This is a genomic window from Nonomuraea recticatena, assembly GCF_039533245.1.
In the GTDB taxonomy this organism is placed as follows: Bacteria; Actinomycetota; Actinomycetes; order Streptosporangiales; family Streptosporangiaceae; genus Nonomuraea; species Nonomuraea roseola.
Window position 1 is genome coordinate 15,068 of sequence record NZ_BAAATE010000051.1, and the last position, 16,950, is coordinate 32,017.

Annotated in this window: 21 protein-coding genes; 14 read left to right on the plus strand and 7 right to left on the minus strand. The window is 71.0% G+C overall.

Translation table 11 applies throughout. The features are described 5' to 3' along the window. Positions 1-53: 53 nt before the first annotated feature. Positions 54-932, plus strand: a complete 879-nt coding sequence (locus tag ABFX50_RS46835; RefSeq protein WP_346156862.1) for a CPBP family intramembrane glutamic endopeptidase — start codon at positions 54-56, stop codon at positions 930-932. A gap of 186 nt (positions 933-1,118) precedes the next feature. Here ABFX50_RS46835 and ABFX50_RS46840 read toward each other — a convergent pair whose 3' ends face one another. Then, positions 1,119-1,853: an adenosylcobinamide-GDP ribazoletransferase gene (locus ABFX50_RS46840; RefSeq protein WP_346156864.1), complete on the minus strand. Its 735-nt coding sequence runs from the start codon at positions 1,851-1,853 to the stop codon at positions 1,119-1,121. Positions 1,854-2,143: 290 nt separating this feature from the next. On the opposite strand from ABFX50_RS46840, the gene ABFX50_RS46845 reads away from it, so the two are divergent. Continuing rightward, entirely contained in the window at positions 2,144-2,950 is an 807-nt protein-coding gene (locus tag ABFX50_RS46845) for an ABC transporter ATP-binding protein (protein WP_346156867.1), read from the plus strand. A 65-nt stretch (positions 2,951-3,015) separates the two neighbouring features. On the opposite strand, the gene ABFX50_RS46850 is transcribed toward ABFX50_RS46845, so the two are convergent. After that, positions 3,016-4,020, minus strand: a complete 1,005-nt coding sequence (locus tag ABFX50_RS46850) for a bifunctional adenosylcobinamide kinase/adenosylcobinamide-phosphate guanylyltransferase (protein WP_346156870.1) — start codon at positions 4,018-4,020, stop codon at positions 3,016-3,018. A 3-nt stretch (positions 4,021-4,023) separates the two neighbouring features. Continuing rightward, positions 4,024-4,677 carry an SCO2322 family protein gene (locus ABFX50_RS46855; RefSeq protein WP_346156873.1) on the minus strand — a complete coding sequence of 218 codons (654 nt, stop codon included), beginning with the start codon at positions 4,675-4,677 and terminating at the stop codon, positions 4,024-4,026. 67 nt (positions 4,678-4,744) lie between these two features. Here ABFX50_RS46855 and ABFX50_RS46860 point away from each other — a divergent pair, with 67 nt between their 5' ends. Continuing rightward, positions 4,745-4,951: a hypothetical protein gene (locus ABFX50_RS46860; protein WP_183658701.1), complete on the plus strand. Its 207-nt coding sequence runs from the start codon at positions 4,745-4,747 to the stop codon at positions 4,949-4,951. Between the two features lie 49 nt (positions 4,952-5,000). Here ABFX50_RS46860 and ABFX50_RS46865 read toward each other — a convergent pair whose 3' ends face one another. Then, positions 5,001-5,999: an aldo/keto reductase family protein gene (locus ABFX50_RS46865; protein ID WP_183658703.1), complete on the minus strand. Its 999-nt coding sequence runs from the start codon at positions 5,997-5,999 to the stop codon at positions 5,001-5,003. Positions 6,000-6,036: 37 nt separating this feature from the next. Here ABFX50_RS46865 and ABFX50_RS46870 point away from each other — a divergent pair, with 37 nt between their 5' ends. Further along, positions 6,037-6,204 (plus strand): hypothetical protein, encoded by a 168-nt coding sequence (locus ABFX50_RS46870; protein WP_346156879.1) that lies wholly within the window; start codon positions 6,037-6,039, stop codon positions 6,202-6,204. A gap of 35 nt (positions 6,205-6,239) precedes the next feature. After that, positions 6,240-7,199: an SMI1/KNR4 family protein gene (locus tag ABFX50_RS46875; RefSeq protein ID WP_346156882.1), complete on the plus strand. Its 960-nt coding sequence runs from the start codon at positions 6,240-6,242 to the stop codon at positions 7,197-7,199. A gap of 62 nt (positions 7,200-7,261) precedes the next feature. Here the strand turns inward: ABFX50_RS46875 and ABFX50_RS46880 are convergent, their stop codons facing one another. Continuing rightward, complete coding sequence (locus tag ABFX50_RS46880) at positions 7,262-7,846, minus strand: DUF3043 domain-containing protein (protein ID WP_350655397.1); 585 nt, start codon at positions 7,844-7,846, stop codon at positions 7,262-7,264. 152 nt (positions 7,847-7,998) lie between these two features. On the opposite strand from ABFX50_RS46880, the gene ABFX50_RS46885 reads away from it, so the two are divergent. The 7 genes from ABFX50_RS46885 to ABFX50_RS46915 are packed head-to-tail and all read left to right on the plus strand — an operon-like array spanning position 7,999 to position 13,504. Continuing rightward, entirely contained in the window at positions 7,999-8,799 is an 801-nt protein-coding gene (locus tag ABFX50_RS46885; RefSeq protein ID WP_346156886.1) for a PspA/IM30 family protein, read from the plus strand. Then, complete coding sequence (gene pspAA, locus ABFX50_RS46890; protein ID WP_183658710.1) at positions 8,796-9,074, plus strand: PspA-associated protein PspAA; 279 nt, start codon at positions 8,796-8,798, stop codon at positions 9,072-9,074. The genes ABFX50_RS46885 and pspAA overlap by 4 nt, the downstream gene beginning before the upstream one ends. A gap of 3 nt (positions 9,075-9,077) precedes the next feature. Beyond that, positions 9,078-9,977, plus strand: coding sequence for a zinc metalloprotease HtpX (gene htpX, locus ABFX50_RS46895; protein WP_346156889.1), 900 nt, complete (start codon positions 9,078-9,080; stop codon positions 9,975-9,977). A gap of 2 nt (positions 9,978-9,979) precedes the next feature. Then, a complete protein-coding gene (pspAB, locus tag ABFX50_RS46900; protein WP_346156890.1) occupies positions 9,980-10,537 on the plus strand; it encodes a PspA-associated protein PspAB in 558 nt (185 codons plus the stop codon). 49 nt (positions 10,538-10,586) lie between these two features. Continuing rightward, entirely contained in the window at positions 10,587-11,909 is a 1,323-nt protein-coding gene (locus tag ABFX50_RS46905; RefSeq protein ID WP_346156892.1) for an alpha/beta fold hydrolase, read from the plus strand. Between the two features lie 60 nt (positions 11,910-11,969). Then, positions 11,970-12,725, plus strand: a complete 756-nt coding sequence (locus ABFX50_RS46910) for a maleylpyruvate isomerase family mycothiol-dependent enzyme (protein ID WP_346156894.1) — start codon at positions 11,970-11,972, stop codon at positions 12,723-12,725. A 56-nt stretch (positions 12,726-12,781) separates the two neighbouring features. Beyond that, positions 12,782-13,504 carry an SIMPL domain-containing protein gene (locus ABFX50_RS46915; RefSeq protein ID WP_346156897.1) on the plus strand — a complete coding sequence of 241 codons (723 nt, stop codon included), beginning with the start codon at positions 12,782-12,784 and terminating at the stop codon, positions 13,502-13,504. 50 nt (positions 13,505-13,554) lie between these two features. On the opposite strand, the gene nadA is transcribed toward ABFX50_RS46915, so the two are convergent. Further along, positions 13,555-14,697, minus strand: a complete 1,143-nt coding sequence (nadA, locus tag ABFX50_RS46920; protein ID WP_346156899.1) for a quinolinate synthase NadA — start codon at positions 14,695-14,697, stop codon at positions 13,555-13,557. Positions 14,698-14,889: 192 nt separating this feature from the next. On the opposite strand from nadA, the gene erpA reads away from it, so the two are divergent. Further along, the gene (gene erpA / locus ABFX50_RS46925) at positions 14,890-15,243 is read left to right on the plus strand and encodes an iron-sulfur cluster insertion protein ErpA (RefSeq protein ID WP_183658723.1); all 354 of its coding nucleotides are present in this window, start codon (positions 14,890-14,892) and stop codon (positions 15,241-15,243) included. Positions 15,244-15,341: 98 nt separating this feature from the next. Beyond that, positions 15,342-16,328 carry a carbohydrate kinase family protein gene (locus ABFX50_RS46930; RefSeq protein WP_346156903.1) on the plus strand — a complete coding sequence of 329 codons (987 nt, stop codon included), beginning with the start codon at positions 15,342-15,344 and terminating at the stop codon, positions 16,326-16,328. Between the two features lie 121 nt (positions 16,329-16,449). Here the strand turns inward: ABFX50_RS46930 and ABFX50_RS46935 are convergent, their stop codons facing one another. Next, positions 16,450-16,881, minus strand: a complete 432-nt coding sequence (locus tag ABFX50_RS46935) for a CBS domain-containing protein (protein WP_183658727.1) — start codon at positions 16,879-16,881, stop codon at positions 16,450-16,452. Positions 16,882-16,950 lie beyond the last annotated feature (69 nt).

Genomic DNA, 16,950 nt, shown 5'->3' on the forward strand with positions numbered 1-16,950 from the left:
CCACCGCCCCCGGCAGTGAGCCTCCCCCCGTTCCCCTCTGCCAGGAGACGCTCGTGATCCTGCTCTTCCTGCTCGTGGCGTACGGCCTGGCCTGGCTGTCCGCGCTCCCGCTCTGGCTCGGCGGCGGCCTGGCCGACCCCTCCTTCGGCCCGCTCGTCGGTCTCATGATGTTCACCCCGGCGCTCGGCGTGCTGGCCGTGTGGGCGGTCAGGCGCACCCCGTTCCGCGTGTGGGCGCGCGAGACGGGCCTGACCCTCGGTGAACGAAGAGGCCGCACCATCGGGCTGTTCTTCGCGACCTGGGCGGCCGTCCCGCTGGTCGTGTACGGCACGCTCGCCATGACCGCGGCGCTCGGGCTCGTCTCGCTCGACCTCGGACGCCTCAGCCTGTTCACCGCCACGATGCGCGCCACGGGCGTGCCCCTGCCCGGCGACCCGCACGCCGCGCTGCTCGTCCAGCTGGCGGTCTCGACCCTGCTCCTGCCCGTGCTCAACCTCGTGCCCATGCTGGGCGAGGAGTGGGGCTGGCGCGGCTGGCTGCTGCCCAAGCTGGTGGCCTCACGAGGGGTGTTCGCGGGGCTGGTGCTGTCCGGGGTCATCTGGGGCCTGTGGCACGCTCCGGCCACCGCCCTCGGCTACAACTACCCGAGCCTCGGACCGTGGGCGGCGCTGCTGTTCGTCGGGTTCTGCGTGCCGGCCGGCATGCTGTTCGGCTGGCTGCGGCTGAGGACGGGCAGCGTGTGGCCCGCCGTGATCGGCCACGCGGCGCTCAACCCCGCCGCCTCGCTCGCGCTCATGCTCGGCGACGCGGCGGCCCCGCCGAACACCGTGGTCGCGGGCGTCACTGGCCTGGCCGGCTGGGCGGTGCTGGCCGTCCTCGCCGCGCTGCTGTTCAGGCGCTGGCCCGTACGGCAGGAGCAGCCGGCCGGCTGACCAGGCTGGGCCGACCGCATCGGCCGGCTGACCAGAGCTCGGCAGGCCAGAGCTCGGCCGATCAGGGCTCGGCCGATCAGGGCTCGGCCGATCAGGGCTCGGCCGATCAGGGCTCGGCTCATCACATCGGCTGACCGCATCGGCTGACCGCATCGGCCGGCTTGACGCGGCCGGTTGCGCATGGGGTCAGCCGATCACGGCGCACACCACGAGCACGGCGGTGGTCGCGGTCTCGACGAGCGCTCCGAGCACGTCACCCGTGACCCCGCCGAGCCTGCGCCTGGCGTGGTGGAGCAGCGCCATGGCGGCCCCCAGCCCCGCCACGACCGCGATAGGGAGCGCCACCCGGGACAGCACCACGCCCGCGACCCCCGCGACCGCCACCACGGCGAGGGTGACCAGCAGGGCGGTTCGGCGGCGTACGGTGCCCGCCACCATGTCGCCCAGACCACCCGGCCTGGCGGAGGGGACGCCGTCGGCGCAGGCCCAGGTGAGCGCCAGCCGTCCTGTCACGCACGCCGTCACCAGCGCCGCGGGGCCCGCCTGCGCGAGCGCCGCGCACTGCACGAGCAGCGTGAACACCAGCGTGATGACCCCGAACGGCCCGATGTCCGACTTTTTCATGATGTCGAGCGCCTGGGCGGCGGGCTTCCCGCTGCCCAGGCCGTCGGCGAGGTCGGCCAGGCCGTCCAGGTGCAGCCCCCTGGTCAGCACCGCGAGGAGTCCGAGCGCCAGCGCCGCTTCGAGCAGTCCCGAGCCAGGCAGCAGAAGCGGGAGGCAGCTCACCACCCCGAGCGCGAGGCCGACCACCGGCGCCAGGACCATCGCGTGACCGGCCACCTCGCGATCCACCCGGTCCACCCTGACGGGGAAGACGCTCAGCGTCCCCACCGCGAACCGCAGCCCCGCCGACCCGACCATGACCGCCGATCCTAAGCTCCCACCCACCCACCACCCGCCCCGCCCCTCGCACATCCCGCGCCTCCCCGCAACCCCCTCCTCGCGACCCCGTCCTCGGCCCCTCGAACACCTCGGCCCCTCGGGCTGCCTCGAACCCTTGGGCTGCTTCGAACACCCCAGGCTGCCCTCGGACACGGCCGGTTGTCTCGGATCCCCGGGCTGCCTCGGACCCCGGATATCTCTTGGAAGCGGTCCATGGATCCCGAACCCCGCGGGCCGATCGGCGGGGCGGTGGTGGCTAGGGTGTCCGGATGCATGCCGTGGAACTCGAAGGTGTCAGTGTTCAGGTGGTCGGCAGGGCGCTGCTGGCGGGGATCGACTGGCGGGTCGCCTACGGCCAGCACTGGGTGATCCTCGGTCCCAACGGTGCGGGGAAGACCACGCTGCTGTCGCTGGCGGCGGCCGTACGGCATCCGACCGAAGGGGTGGCCACCGTCCTCGGCCGCCGTCTGGGCAGGGTGGACCTCAGGGAGCTGCGCAGGGACATCGGTCTCGTCGCCGCCAGCCAGCGTCTGGTGGACGAGAGCCTGCTGGAGGAGGAGGGCGCCACCGCGCACACCGTCGTGCTCACCGGGCACACCGGCACCAGCGCCCCGCTCTGGGACCGCTACGGGCAGGCCGAGCACGACAGGGCGCACGCGCTGCTGGCCGACATGGGCTGCAAGGACCTGGCCGACCGGCTGTTCAGGGTGTGCTCGCAGGGGGAGAGGGCCAGGATCAGGGTGGCGAGGGCGCTCATGGCCGAGCCCGCGATCCTGCTGCTCGACGAGCCCTTCGCCGGCCTCGACTTTCCCGCGCGCGAGGACCTCATCACCGCCATCGAGGACCTGGCGGAGCGCGAAGGGCTGACCACGGTGACGGTGACGCACCACCTGGAGGAGGTGCCGGCCACGACCACGCACGCGCTGCTCATGCGCGACACCCGCATCCTGGCGGCCGGTCCCGTGGAGGAGACGCTGACCGCGCCGGCGCTTTCGGAGTGCTTCGGCCGCGAGCTGCGCGTGGACCGCCTGGAAGGGCGCTGGTCGGCCCGCGCGGTCCGCACCCCCCGCCCCTGAAGGGGCGCGCCCACCACGGCGGGAGGAACCCCGCACCGTCCGCCGCTCCGCGGGAAGCGGCGTGTCTACAAGGGCAGGAGACGGCCGGCGACGGCGAGTGCGACATCCTCGGACTCGGCCGCCATGCGCTGGTTGAGCCGGCCGAGCGCGTCGCGGAAGGCGCGCCCGCTGGAGGTGGAGGGGACGACGCCGAGTCCGACCTCGTCCGACACCGCCACGACGCGCTGAGGGGTCGAGCGCCACGCCTCGACGAGCTCGTCGCAGCGCCGTACGACCTCGTCGCGGCGGGAGGGCTCCTCCCATGCGCCCGCCTCGTCGAACATCGCCGCCAGCCACGTGCCGAGCCCGTCCACCAGCAGCGGGGTCGTGGCCCGCATGATCGCCTCGGCCAGCCCGGTCGTCTCCTCGTCGGCCCAGTGCGCGGGGCGCCTGGCCCGGTGGACGGCCACCCGCGCGGCCCATTCAGGATCGTCGTGACCCGAGGGGCCCGTGGCGAGGTAGGTGACGTGCGGCTCGCCGGCCAGCCGCAGCTCGGCCTCCGCGGACTTGCCCGAGCGCGAGCCGCCGAGCAGCAGCGTGCGCCGCGCGGGAGGCGGCATGGGAGAGGGAGCGTGGGAGGTGTCCAGGACGGCGCCGTCGGGTACGGCTCTCGCCCCCCACAGGGCCAGCCGCCTGGCCAGCTCCTCGGGCCTGACGCGGTGGTCGAGCCCGACGGCGACCACGTGGGTCGAGGGGGTGACGACGCCGCGCCCGCGCAGGTCGCCTAGGACGAAGGGGTCGCCGATCAGATCGAGCAGCACGACGTCGCAGGCCGCCTCCCGAGGGGAGGCCCAGGCGGATGGTGCGGGGAAGGGCGGGAAGAGGAGCCTGGAGCCGTCAGGGGCGACGAGGACGGGACCGTCGAGGCGGTAGCCGGGCGCCAGCCCCTCACCGGGCAGCCTGAGCGCCTCGTCGACCACCACCTCCAGCGGTGAGCGCGATCTCGGTGGGAGCGACGCGCACGAGACGCACGAGCAGCCGGGTGAGGGCCAGCCTTCGCGCCCCGCCGTACCGATGAACCTGACAAGCACGTCTCACAGCGTGGCACGCCCGCGGGAGCGTCGCGCCACGAGGACCCCTCCCGCCAGGAGGACGGCGGCGCCCGCGCCTCCCGCGATCCACAGGACGGGAAGGCCGCCCTCGGCAGGCTCCGAGGGCGCGGCGGCGACCTCGGAGCCGCCCTTCGCCCTCGCGGGGTAGTCGTTGACCGCGAGGACCGCGCCCGGGCCCTCGGCACGCACCCTGCCGGCCAGCGCGAGCAGGTCCACGCCCGTGGCCCCCTCGGCCCCGCTGACGCACCTGGTGAGCGCGGCGGGCGGCTGCTCGCCGGGGTAGGCGTCGGTCTCGGCGTCGCCGAAGTCGACCACGACCACGACCCGCTGGTGTCCTGAGGCGGCGGGCTCCTTGCCGCAGACCTGGTCGAAGGCGGGCAGGTCACCGCGGGGAGACTCGGCCGCCGAGCCGTCCGGTGTGGCCGCGAAGCGCCAGCCGATCACCGAGCCGTCGCGGGCGGCCGTGCCCGCCTGACCTGACAGCCACGCGGTGCCGTCGCTCTGCCAGTAGCTCCACATGCGGGCGGCGTCCGGATCGGGTCCCGTGGGAGCGGGCTCTGCGAGGGCGGGGGCGGCGAAGAAAAAGGCCGCCGCGCAGGCGAGCCCGAATGCGCGCAGCATCGGATCGACCTCCATGCTCCAGGGGTATGGTGCGGGGTGCCGATTAAAGCTCGGGCGATCCCGCGGAAAAGGAGCGTATGGCATGACATGGCGTTGGCGTTATGAAAACGCGAATGGTGGTGAGGTGACCGACCGCCCCTTGCCGCGCGAGGTTTTCCCGAGCCAGGCCGATGCCGAGTCGTGGCTCGGTGAAAACTACCGTGACCTGCTGGAATCGGGGGTCGAGCAGGTGGCTCTGCTCGACGAGGACCGGGTTGAATATTCGGGAATGTCGCTGCGGGCGGAGTGAAAAGAAAAACCCCTTGGGACCCAAGGGGTTTTTCTTTTATGCGTAATCGCTATGGCCGGGTGGCGGGGCTGACCGTCTTGGCGGGGTCGCGCTCGACGATCGGGCCGAGCACGTCGTCGATCTTCGACAGCACCTCGGCGTCGAGCTTGACGCCCGCCGCCTTGACGTTGTCGCGCACCTGCTCGGGCCTGGTGGCGCCGACGATGGCGCTGGCCACGTTCGGGTTCTGCAGCACCCAGGCGACCGCGAGCTGGGCCATGGTGAGGCCCAGGTCGGCGGCGATGGGCTTGAGGTTCTGGACGCGGGTCAGCACGTCGTCGTCCATGAACCTGTCGATCATCTTCGCGCCGGTGGCGTCGGTGGCGCGCGAACCGGCGGGGGCGGCCTGGCCGGGCAGGTACTTGCCGGTGAGCACGCCCTGCGCGATGGGCGACCAGACGATCTGGCTGATGCCCTCCTTCTCGCTCAGCGGCACGATCTCCGACTCGATGACGCGCCACAGGGCGGAGTACTGCGGCTGGTTCGACACGATGCGGTCGAAGCCCATCTCGTCGGCGATCTTCAGCGCCTGGGCGATCTGGTCGGCGGTCCACTCGCTGACGCCGACGTAGAGGACCTTGCCCTGCCGTACGAGGTCGTCGAAGGTCTTGAGCGTCTCCTCGAGAGGCGTCGCGTAGTCGAAGCGGTGGGCCTGGTAGAGGTCGACGTAGTCGGTCTGCAGGCGGCGCAGCGAGCCGTTGATCGACTCGGTGATGTGCTTGCGCGACAGGCCGCGGTCGTTGGGGCCGGGGCCCGTCGGCCAGTACACCTTGGTGAAGATCTCGAGCGATTCGCGCCTGACTCCGTGCAGCGCCCTGCCCAGGACCTCCTCTGCCCTGGTGCCCGCGTACACGTCCGCGGTGTCGAACGTCGTGATCCCCTCGTCGAGGGCCGCCTTCACGCACTCCTTGGCGGCGTCCTCCTCGACCTGGGAGCCGTGGGTGATCCAGTTGCCGTAGCTGATCTCGCTGACGAGGAGGCCGCTGCGGCCGAGGTGACGGAATTCCATGCACTCGACTGTATCGGTTCGGGATAGTGTGCCCCGCGTGGTGAAGCTTGTACGGCTCGCGCTGACCGCCGCCATCCTGGCCGCCATCGCGGTACGGCTGCGCCGCCGTCGCAACGGCGTCACGCGGGAGGGACAGGCCGGAGAGCTCCTCGGACGCAGGCGGTGGCCTCGTGGACGGCCGTCGGCCGCGGGTGATCTCCGGTGAGCTGGTCTGGGAGTACGTCGGGTAGGGTGCCGCGGGTGCTCAAGCTCCTGCGGATGGCGCTGACCGCCGCCGTCCTCGCCGCGATCGCGATCAGGATCGACAGAAGGGCTCCTCAGGACGAGGAGGAGGTCCTGGAGCCGGTGCTGGGCCGCCCCGCCCCTGAGGACCTCGAACGCTACCGTCCCCGCGAGAAGAACAGGTTCTTCAGGGGGCTGCTGGCCGGAGTGGTCGCGGGCGTGCTCGTCGGCGCCCTGGGCCTGGTCGTGGCCACGAACATCACCGGCGAGCCCAGCGCCGCGGCCGAGGACGACCGGCTCGTCCCACAGTCGGAGGCGACTGTGGCGCTCGTGCCCGAGCCGACGCCCACCCCGGCGCCGACGCGTGATCCCGCCTGCTCCCCGCAGAAGCGCCGGGCGGTGATCCGCCCCCTCGACCCCGCGGTGAAGCGCGAGGTGGACGCGGAGTGGCTGCGCGTCGAGCGATGGCTCAGGGAGCACGCGCCCGTCACCCACGCCGCGCTGCGCGGCCCCGCGAGAGCGCGGACCATCGCGGTGGCCGAAGCGCAGACTGGCCTGCGCTTCCCCGACGACCTGCGCGCCTCACTGCTGCGCCACGACGGCTCGATGACCTTCGGACCGGGGAACGCCTCGGGCCTCGGTGTCAGGGGGATTCGCGATACGTGGCGGTTCCTGTGTCACCACTTCCCCACCGTGGAGGGCCCCGAACCGCGCCTGGAGCACTGGAACGGCCGCATGATCCCCTTCCTGCACTTCCCCGACAGGGACGGCGAGCATCAGGAGTACGCCCTGATCGACTCCCAGGAGGGCGACGTCGGCTGGGACGACACGATCGGAGGGGTCGGCTTCGGCCGCGCGCCGTCCTATCTGGCCCTGCTGCGTGCCCACGCCGACGCGCTGCGCGACGGAGGTGAGGTCCACGGCTGGCGGCCACGGGTGGTCCGCGGAGCTCTCCACTGGGAGCTCGCCGACGGTTGACGCGCTGACACGCGTACGGCCCGCGTCCACGACAGGACGCGGGCCGTACCCGAGAAGAGGCCTCAGGCCTTCGGCGGCGCGGGCTTGCCGCCGGGAAGGAACTGAGGCGGAGGGAAGCGGAGCCTGCGGATCTGCAGCGCCCGCATGGAGGCGTAGAAGCCGATGCCCTTGAGGTTCTCGCCGGGGAACTTCTCCGCGGCGAGCTTCTTCACCTTCCACGACACCCACACGGAGGTGGCGAGCACGCCGACCATCATGATCGGCCAGCCGATCGTGATGACTCCGAAGTAGACCCAGTTGCGGATCTCGGGAGGGAAGGGGATCCACGTCAGCAGCAGGATCACCAGGGAGAAGGGCAGGAAGTACTGGCTGATCACCCGGCGCGAGTCGACCCAGTCACGGGCGAACTTGCGCACGGGGCCCTTGTCGCGGGCGGGGAGGTACCGCTCCTCGCCGCGCATCATGCCCTGACGGGCCTTGTCCCTGTCGGCCGCCTGCCTGGCCCGCATCTGCTTGTAGGCGTCTTTGCGGTTGGCTGGAGCGGTCACAGGCTGGCGCCGACGCCCCTCGGCGTCACGGCGCTTCGGGGTGGGACGTCCTTTGCCCTGGGGCTTAGGATCGTCAGTGGGGACGGGGGACTCGTCCACTGAGGTCTGGGAACGGCGACGCAACACAGCGTCAACCCTACCTGGCGTGCAACTTAGTGACGCCCCCGTGCGTTATGCGTAGGGTAATCCCAAGGCGGCTGCGCTGCACTGGGTGACCACAGCACGACCTAAGAAGGGGACGGCCGACGCGCATGAGCGTGATGAAGAGACTTTCGATGATCTTCAAGTCCAAGGCCAACAAGGCCCTGGACAAAATGGAGGATCCGCGCGAGACCCTTGACTACTCATACCAGCGGCAACTCGAGCTGCTGCAGAAGGTGCGCAGGGGAGTGGCGGACGTCGCCACGTCGCGCAAGCGGGTGGAGCTGCAGATCAACCAGATCGAGCAGCAGGCCACCCGCCTTGAGGACCAGGGCCGCAAGGCGCTGTCTGTCGGTCGTGAGGACCTGGCGCGTGAGGCGTTGAGCCGTCGTTCCAGCCTGCAGACCCAGATCGCCGACCTGCGCGTCCAGCACGACAACCTGCAGGCCGAGGAGGAGAAGCTCACCACGGCCTCCCAGCGGCTCCAGGCCAAGGTCGACTCCTTCCGCCACAAGAAGGAGACCATCAAGGCCACCTACACCGCCGCCGAGGCGCAGACCCGCATCAACGAGGCCTTCTCCGGCATCTCCGAGGAGATGGGCGACGTCGGTCTGGCCATCCAGCGGGCCGAGGACAAGACCGCGCAGATGCAGGCCCGCGCCGGAGCCATCGACGAGCTGCTGGCCAGCGGCGCGCTCGACGACTTCAGCGGCAGCCGCAACGACGACATCCAGGCCGAGCTCGACCGCATGGGCGGCGGCAGGGACGTCGAGCTCGAGCTCGCCAGGATGAAGGCCGAGCTCGGTCAGGGCTCCGCTCCCCAGCCCTCCATCGAGCAGGGGCAGCCGCAGGCCCAGCCCCAGCCGCAGTCGCAGACCCAGCAGCTGCGCCAGCCAGGGGAGCCCGCATGATCGTCAGAATCATGGGTGAGGGGCAGGTCCAGATCGCCGACGGCGATCTCGGCGTGCTCAACGAGCTCGACAGCGAGCTCGAGGCGGCCATCGAGGCCGACAACGAACCCGAGTTCCGTGACAAGCTTCACGCTCTGCTCGACAAGGTGCGCCACGTGGGCAAGGCGCTGCCCGACGACAGCCTGGAGCCGTCCGAGCTGATCCTTCCCCCCGCGGACGCCTCGATCGAGGAAGTCCGGGAGATGCTGGGCGACTCGGGGCTCATCCCGGGTTAGCCCGTGAGCACCCGGTTCGCGTCGGACCGCGGCCTCACCAGCCGCATGGTCGTGACGATGTTCCTGCTCGGGTTGCTCTACGTCGTCTTCGTCGGCGCCCTCATCGCCCTGGGCGTGCGGGCGCTGAGCGTGCTGCTGATCGCCGGTGTCATGCTTCTGGCGCAGTACTTCCTGTCCGACCGCATCGCCCTGTTCGCGATGGGCGGGCGGGAGGTCTCGCCCCAGGAGGCTCCCGAACTGCACGGCCTGATCGACAGGCTCTGCGCGATGGCCGACATGCCCAAGCCGAGAGTGGCCGTCGCCGACTCGGACGTGCCCAACGCCTTCGCCACGGGACGCAACCAGAAGAAGGCCGTCGTCTGCGTGACGACAGGCATCCTGCGACGGCTGGAGCCGGAGGAGCTGGAAGGCGTCCTGGCCCACGAGCTGTCCCATGTGGCGCACCGCGACGTCGCGGTCATGACGATCGCCTCCTTCCTCGGCATCGTGGCCGGGCTCATGACGCGGTTCGCTCTCTACTCAGGGCTCGGCAGCCGCCGCGACGGCAACCAGGGCGGGCTGCCCATCGGCCTGATCGTCATGCTGGCCTCGATCCTGGTCTACGCCGTCAGCTTCCTGCTGACGCGCGCTCTGTCGCGCTACAGGGAGCTGGCCGCCGACAGGGCGGGGGCGCTGCTGACGCAGCAGCCGTCCGCGCTGGCCAGCGCGCTGACCAAGGTGAGCGGCGAGATGGCGCGGATCCCGACGCGCGACCTGCGCGAGGCGGAGCCGTTCAACGCCTTCTACTTCGCCCCCGCGCTCAAGCAGGGGCATACGCTGGCGGGTCTGTTCTCCACGCACCCGCCGCTCCAGCGCAGACTGGAGAACCTGGCGAAGATCTCCGCGCAACTCGGGAGGGGCTGACCATGAGCTGGCTCGATGTGATCCTCGGCAGGACCAAGCCGGTCCAGCCTGACCTCGACGCGCTGTTCGCGCTGCCGTCCGCGGCCGTCACCCTGCAGGCCGCCACCGGGCTGGCGCCGACGGGGGTGGGCTCGGTCAGCTACAGGGCGGCCGAGGGAGGGGCGTTCGCCACGCTTCACGGCGACGTCAAGGCGCTGCTCGGCGAGCGGGTGGAGGAGTCGGAGGACGTCTACGGCTACTCCTGGCTGGTGGTCAGGCGCGCGCCCGACGCGCTCTCCGACCTGGTCACCGAGTTGCACGCGGTCAACTCCTCGCTCGAGGACGCGGGCTTCGGCCCTTCGTTGCTGTGCTCGCTGGTGTCCTTCACCGACGCGCAGGGCCGCAGGCTGGCCATCGTCTACCTCTACAAGCGCGGCACGTTCTACCCCTTCGCGCCTCTGGCCGGGCAGCTCAGGGACAACGCGCTCGAACTGCAGGCCCGCGGCGCGCTCACCGGCGAGCTGAAGATCGAGGAGGATCTGTCGCGCTGGTTCCCCGTGTGGGGTGCGCCCGGTCTGTAACCAGGACCCCGGGATGGGGCGTTTGTACGCTTGGTGATGTAATGATCACATGGAGCGACGACTCAGCCTGGCGGCCGCCTGCCTGTTCGCCGTCGTGGCCGTCCTCGTCAGCGCGTGGATGCCGGGCCAGTTCACCAGCCAGGCCCTGGACCTGCACCGCCTGGTCGGTCAGCTGACAGTCGCCGACCAGGAGTGGTCGGCCCTGTTCAGGGCGTGCGACACGGTGGCGGGCCTGGCCTGCATGGCGGGGGTCGCCCTCGTCATCAGGGTGCGCGAGGAGTGGCAGGGCTGGCTGGCGATGGCGGTGTTCGGGCTCTGCACCGCCGTCGGAGGGCTGTTCCCGTTCGACTGCGCCGGCTGCGGAGGGCCGCTCTCCTTCGCCCATCGGGCGCACGTGGCTGCGGGCGTGGCCGCCAACGCCGCCGTGCTGGTGGCCATGGTGGTGCTGAGCGCGCGATGGCGCAGCACGTTCACCTGGCTGCTCACCATGGCCACGTGCGCGGCCACCATGGCCACGCTCGTCGCCGACGCGGTGGGCAGGTATGCGGGACTCGCCCAGCGCGTGCAGGTCACGCTCGTCGCCGTCTGGCTGCTCTACCTGGCCGCGAGGCTGCTGGTCGAGGCCACGCCCTCCCCGGACAGCGGCCCCGTCCATGTCGTCGACGAGGGGTCGGGCCATGTCGTGCTGCTCAGCTCGGGGCCGGCGGGCGCGTGGTACCAGTGGGAGGCCGTCGCCGAGGGACTTCGCGAGGGGCACCGCGTCCTCCGCTTCGACCGGCCAGGTCTCGGGCTCAGCCCCGCCGTGCCCACCCCGCCCACCCTGTACGGCGAAGCCGCCCGCCTGGCCGCGCTCGTGCCCGGCTCCGAACGGGCGACCGTCGTGGCGCGCTCGGTCGCCGCCTGGCACGCCGAGGCCTTCGCCAGGCTGCATCCGCTGCGCGTGGCCCGTCTCGTCCTCGTCGATCCCGCGTGCGGGCGGGGTCCGAACATCGCGTGGGCGGGCGGCCTGCGCGCGTGGGCGCCCGCCCTCGGCGCCACGTGGGGGGTCACCGCCCTGGCCAGGACGCTGGGCTGGCTGGCGCACACCTTCCGCACCGGGCTCGCCGACCCCTACGGCGTCTACCGCACGGGCAGGGTGGTCGCTGCCGCGGCGGGGGAGTGGCTGGCGAAGGGCGAGATGGCGGCGGACCTGGAGGAGGTCAGGCGGGAGCATCCGTTCCCCTCCGTGCCTGTCACGGTGATCAGCACGGGGGGCCAGTGCGCGGCGCGGCTGGCGGAGGACCTGGGAGCGCGCCTGGTCGTGGTGGCGGGCGAGGCGGAGCGGCGCGCCGCGGTGGTGGAGGCCTGCCAGGAGCCGCGCGTGCCGGGCTAGCCGCGTCTGCCCCGAGATGGCACGATCGGCGTGAAGTCGGGCAGGCACAGGGAGGCGGGCATGGTGGACTGGACCCACGAGCGGTACGCGGCGGCTGCGGTCACGCAGATCGAGCGGATGGCGGGGACCGTCGAGGGCGCCGACTTCACGACGCAGGTGCCGACCTGCCCAGGATGGGACCTGCGGCAGCTGGTGACGCACACCGGCGGGGTCCACCGGTGGGCCGCGCTCATGGTGGGCGAGCTGGCGGCCGAACGGTTCGACAGGGCGGCGCTCGAGGCAGGCTTCGCCGGGCTCGCGGACGAGGAGTTCCCCGGATGGCTCCGCGAGGGGGCGGGGCTGCTGGACGAGGCGCTGACCGCGCACCCTGGCGACGCGCCGATGTGGGCGTGGGGCGGCGACAGGCACGTGCGGTTCTGGTCGCGCAGGCAGCTCCACGAGACCGTGGTGCACCACGCGGACGCCGCGCTGGCCCTGGGCGTGACACCCGACATCCCCGAGGACGTGGCGGTCGACGGGGTGGAGGAGTTCCTCGACATCCTGCCGTACGCCAGATGGCGCCCCGAGGTGCGCGAGCTCACAGGCGACGGAGAGACGATCTCGTGGAGGACGGGCTCGGGCGCGGCGTGGCTGATCACGCTCGGGCCCGAGGGGTTCGCCTACGAGCGCTCGGCGGCGCGGGCGAGCGCCACGCTGCACGCCGACACCGCCGCCGAGCTGCTGCTGCTGATCTGGCGCAGAGGCGAGCTCGAGCGGCAGCGCATGGACGGCGAGACCAAACTGTTGCGATGGTGGGCAGACCATTCCATGATCTAGTCAAGCGGCCGGGTCGATCCATCAGCCCGCCGGGGCGTGATGGTGACATGTCTCACATGATCAGACTGACACACGCGCTCGCGGCCTCGGCCGTCGTGTTCGCGGGAATGGGCATGCTCGGCGGGCTCGCCAGGGCGGCGACCGCGGAACCTGCGAGGGTGGTTGTGGACGAGACGAGCAAACGGATCTCGGTGGTCGGAGAGGGCGTCATCTCCGCCACTCCCGACGTCATGCGCCTGTCGGCGGGCGTCGAGGTGCGCGCGGCCAGCGCGGGCGAGGCGTTCAAGGCCGTCAGGGCGGCCGCGGCCAAGCTCACGAAGGCCCTGCTCGAGGCGGGGGTGGCCGCCAAGGACCTGCGGACGAGCGAGCTCTCCCTCGGCCCCGAGTACGAGACCTATCCGAAGGTGTCGGGCTACCGGGCCTCCCAGGGGGTCGAGGCGGTCGTGCGCGACCTGAACAAGGCCGACCGGATCATCGACGCCGCCGTCGCGGTCGGTGAGGAGGTCAGGCTCAACGGGGTCTCCTTCGAGGTGTCCGATCCCGCCGCGCTGCTCAGGAAGGCCCGAGCCGCCGCCTTCAACGACGCCCAGACCAAGGCGAGGCAGTTCGCCGAGCTGGCGGGGCGAAGGCTCGGCGAGGTCGTCCTCATCAGCGACGAGGTCGTGGGAGGGCCGCAGCCCATGGCCTTCGCGGGAGCGGCCGCCGAGGACAGGTCCTCGGTGAGCCCCGGACAGCAGAACCTCTCGGTCCACGTCCGGGTCGTCTACTCACTCGTCTAGGGCGCCAGGAGCCCGGCCCTCGCTCGTCGGGGGCCGGGCGGCGACGGGTGCTACGGCAGGGCCAGCATGCGGTCCAGGGCGACCTTGGCCCAGTGGGTGGTGTCGGCGTCGACCGTGATCTGGTTGACGACCTCGCCGAGCACCAGCGACTCCAGCGCCCACACCAGGTGCGGCAGGTCGATGCGGTTCATGGTCGAGCAGTAGCAGACCGTCTTGTCGAGGAACGAGACGCTCTTGTCGGGGAACATCTGCCCGAGGCGCTTGACCAGGTTCAGTTCGGTGCCGACCGCCCACTTCGAGCCCGCGGGGGCCTCGGCGAGCTTCTTGATGATGTACTCCGTCGAGCCCACGTGGTCGGCTTTGAGCACCACCTCGTGCTTGCACTCGGGGTGGACCAGGACGTTGACGCCGGGGATGCGGCGCCGTACGTCGTCGACCGAGTCGGCGGTGAAGCGGCCGTGCACCGAGCAGTGGCCCTTCCACAGGATGATCTTCGCCCTGCGCAGCTCCTCGGCGGACGGCGGCCTGTGCGGGTTGTAGACCAGGCAGTCCTCGAGCGACAGGCCCATCTCCAGCACGGCGGTGTTGCGGCCCAGGTGCTGGTCGGGCAGGAAGAGCACCTTCTCGCCCTGCTCGAAGGCCCACTCCAGCGCCCGCTTGGCGTTGGAGGAGGTGCACACCGTGCCGCCGTGCCTGCCGCAGAAGGCCTTGATGTCGGCGCTGGAGTTCATGTACGTGACAGGCACCACGGTGTCGGCGACGCCGGCGTCCTCGAGGATCTCCCACGCCTCCTCGACCTGGTCGAAGGTGGCCATGTCGGCCATCGAGCACCCCGCGGCCAGGTCGGGCAGGATCACCTGCTGCGCGTCGCCGGTGAGGATGTCGGCCGACTCGGCCATGAAGTGCACGCCGCAGAAGACGATGTACTCCGCCCCGGGACGGGCGGCGGCCTGCTGCGCCAGCTTGAAGGAGTCGCCGGTCACGTCGGCGAACTGGATGACCTCGTCACGCTGGTAGTGGTGGCCGAGGACGAACAGCCTGTCGCCCAGCGCCTCCTTGGCCTTGCGCGCACGCTCCACCAGTCCGGGGTCGGAGGCGGCGGGAAGCTCGCCAGGACAGTCGACCCCCTTCTCGCTGTGCGGATCGGTGTCCTGCCCGAGGACGAAGAGCGGCAGCCCAGTCTGGGTGGCCATGGCCGTACCCCCTTATCGTCGAAGTGACGACTAATGATGACACACGCCTTGGGGGGATTTATTCCGGGTCCTTGGCCACAACCTCACGTCAGCGGAATGCATAGCGGTCGCCGGGTGTTGATAGCGTCTAAGTAGGACGTCAGAAACAGACAGCCGTGACACTGCGGCTGATCCAGACGCGGGAGTCAGCACATGACGGTTGAGAGCAGCGAGACCACGACGCAGGGCCTGGTCCTGACCGACGCGGCCGCGGCCAAGGTCAAGAGCCTGCTGGAGCAGCAGGGTGAAGAGGGCCTGCAGCTGCGCGTTGCCGTGCAGCCGGGTGGCTGTTCCGGCCTGCGCTACCAGCTCTTCTTCGACGACCGTTCGATGGACGGCGACATCGTCTCGGACTTCGACGGTGTGGGTGTCGTGACCGACAGGATGAGCGCGCCCTACCTGATCGGCGCCACCATCGACTTCGTCGACACGATCGAGAAGCAGGGCTTCACCATCGACAACCCCAACGCCACGGGCTCCTGCGCCTGCGGCGACTCGTTCAACTAGCCGAACGCCGCAGGGTCCCGTCCGTCTTTGTGCGGGCGGGACCTTCGCGTATTCTCTTGGGGCTCATTGGCTTGCTGACAACGAGGAAGAAGAATCCCGTGCGCATCGCCGTCACCGGCTCCATCGCGACAGACCATCTGATGACCTTCCCCGGCAGCTTCGGGGACCAGCTCATCGCCGATCAGCTCGACCGGGTATCCCTGTCGTTCCTCGTCGACGACCTGCAGGTCAGGCGTGGTGGTTGCGCGGCCAATATCACCTTCGGCATGGGCTGTCTCGGCCTCGGCCCGATCCTCGTGGGCGCGGTCGGCGCCGACTTCGCCGACTACCGCTCGTGGCTCGAGCGGCACGGGGTCGACTGCGAGTCGGTGCACGTCTCCGAGACCCACCACACCGCGCGCTTCCTGTGCACGACCGACGAGCACCACAACCAGATCGCCTCCTTCTACACCGGCGCGATGGCCGAGGCGCGGTTGATCGAGCTGAAGCCCATCGCCGACCGCGTCGGCGGGATCGACCTGGTGCTGATCAGCCCCAACGACCCCGACGCGATGCTGCGCCACACCGACGAGTGCCGCCAGCGCGGCATCCCGTTCGCCGCAGACCCCTCCCAGCAGCTGGCCCGCATGTCGGGCGAGCAGATCCGCCAGCTGGTCGACGGCGCCGCCTACCTGTTCTCCAACGACTACGAGAAGGGCCTCATCGAGCAGAAGACCGGCTGGTCCGACGCCGAGGTCCTCGACAGGGTCGGCGTGCGCGTCACCACCCTCGGGCCCAAGGGCGCGGTGATCGACCGCAAGGGCGAGCCGTCCGTTCACGTGACCCCCGCGCCGGAGCTGGGCAAGGCCGACCCCACGGGCGTGGGCGACGCGTTCAGGGCCGGGTTCCTGTCCGGCGTGGCCTGGGGCCTGACGCTGGAGCGGGCGGGGCAGGTCGGCAACCTCACCGCCACGCACGTGCTGGAGCGCGTGGGCTGCCAGGAGTACGAGCTGAGCCAGAAGGTCTTCCTCGACCGCTTCGCCGCCGCCTACGGGCAGCAGGCCGCCGACGAGGTGGCCGCGCACATCCGCTGCCACCACGCCTGATCCTTCTCCTGCCTTACGGCACGCGAAACAACGGCCACCGGGGTCACCGGTGGCCGTCCGTCCCTCACGCGTGCTCCAGCGGGACCGCGCTGCCCGCCGTCACGCCGGGCCGCGAAGGCGTTCAGGGCGCGTAGATGCGGTGCATGAACTCGGCGAGCTGGTCGTCCGGCAGGTGCTTGGCCAGGTCGGCCTCGCTGATCATGCCGATGATCCGGTGGTTGTCGATCACGGGCAGGCGCCTGATCTGGTTCTCCTCCATGCGCGTCAGGGCCTCCTCGACCGTGGCGTCCGCCGCCACCCAGACCAGCCCTGTGGCCATCTGAGCGGCCGTCACCGTGGAGGGGTCGTGCCCCTCGGCGACGCACTTCACGACGATGTCGCGGTCGGTGATGATGCCCTTCAGCCTGTCGTCCTCGCCGCAGATGGGCAGCGCGCCGACCTTCATGTCGCGCATCATCTGCGCGGCCCTGTCCAGGGTCTCGTGGGCGGCGATGCACTCCACGCCCGGGTTCATGAGGTCGCGCGCGGTCTCGTGCGGATGTCCGCTGGTCATCTGAATCCCCCCGAAGTCGATGACTTTCCGTCGGGGATGTACCCATCTACGCGCGGCTCACGACCCCTG

Bases quoted from the DNA above. Each gene is read 5' to 3' on its own strand.
- ABFX50_RS46840 (WP_346156864.1), bottom strand. From the start codon at position 1,853: ATGGTCGGGTCGGCGGGGCTGCGGTTCGCGGTGGGGACGCTGAGCGTC.
- ABFX50_RS46845 (WP_346156867.1), top strand. From the start codon at position 2,144: ATGCATGCCGTGGAACTCGAAGGTGTCAGTGTTCAGGTGGTCGGCAGG.
- ABFX50_RS46855 (WP_346156873.1), bottom strand. From the start codon at position 4,677: ATGGAGGTCGATCCGATGCTGCGCGCATTCGGGCTCGCCTGCGCGGCG.
- ABFX50_RS46860 (WP_183658701.1), top strand. From the start codon at position 4,745: ATGACATGGCGTTGGCGTTATGAAAACGCGAATGGTGGTGAGGTGACC.
- ABFX50_RS46865 (WP_183658703.1), bottom strand. From the start codon at position 5,999: ATGGAATTCCGTCACCTCGGCCGCAGCGGCCTCCTCGTCAGCGAGATC.
- ABFX50_RS46885 (WP_346156886.1), top strand. From the start codon at position 7,999: ATGAGCGTGATGAAGAGACTTTCGATGATCTTCAAGTCCAAGGCCAAC.
- pspAA (WP_183658710.1), top strand. From the start codon at position 8,796: ATGATCGTCAGAATCATGGGTGAGGGGCAGGTCCAGATCGCCGACGGC.
- pspAB (WP_346156890.1), top strand. From the start codon at position 9,980: ATGAGCTGGCTCGATGTGATCCTCGGCAGGACCAAGCCGGTCCAGCCT.
- ABFX50_RS46905 (WP_346156892.1), top strand. From the start codon at position 10,587: ATGGAGCGACGACTCAGCCTGGCGGCCGCCTGCCTGTTCGCCGTCGTG.
- ABFX50_RS46910 (WP_346156894.1), top strand. From the start codon at position 11,970: ATGGTGGACTGGACCCACGAGCGGTACGCGGCGGCTGCGGTCACGCAG.
- ABFX50_RS46915 (WP_346156897.1), top strand. From the start codon at position 12,782: ATGATCAGACTGACACACGCGCTCGCGGCCTCGGCCGTCGTGTTCGCG.
- nadA (WP_346156899.1), bottom strand. From the start codon at position 14,697: ATGGCCACCCAGACTGGGCTGCCGCTCTTCGTCCTCGGGCAGGACACC.
- erpA (WP_183658723.1), top strand. From the start codon at position 14,890: ATGACGGTTGAGAGCAGCGAGACCACGACGCAGGGCCTGGTCCTGACC.
- ABFX50_RS46935 (WP_183658727.1), bottom strand. From the start codon at position 16,881: ATGACCAGCGGACATCCGCACGAGACCGCGCGCGACCTCATGAACCCG.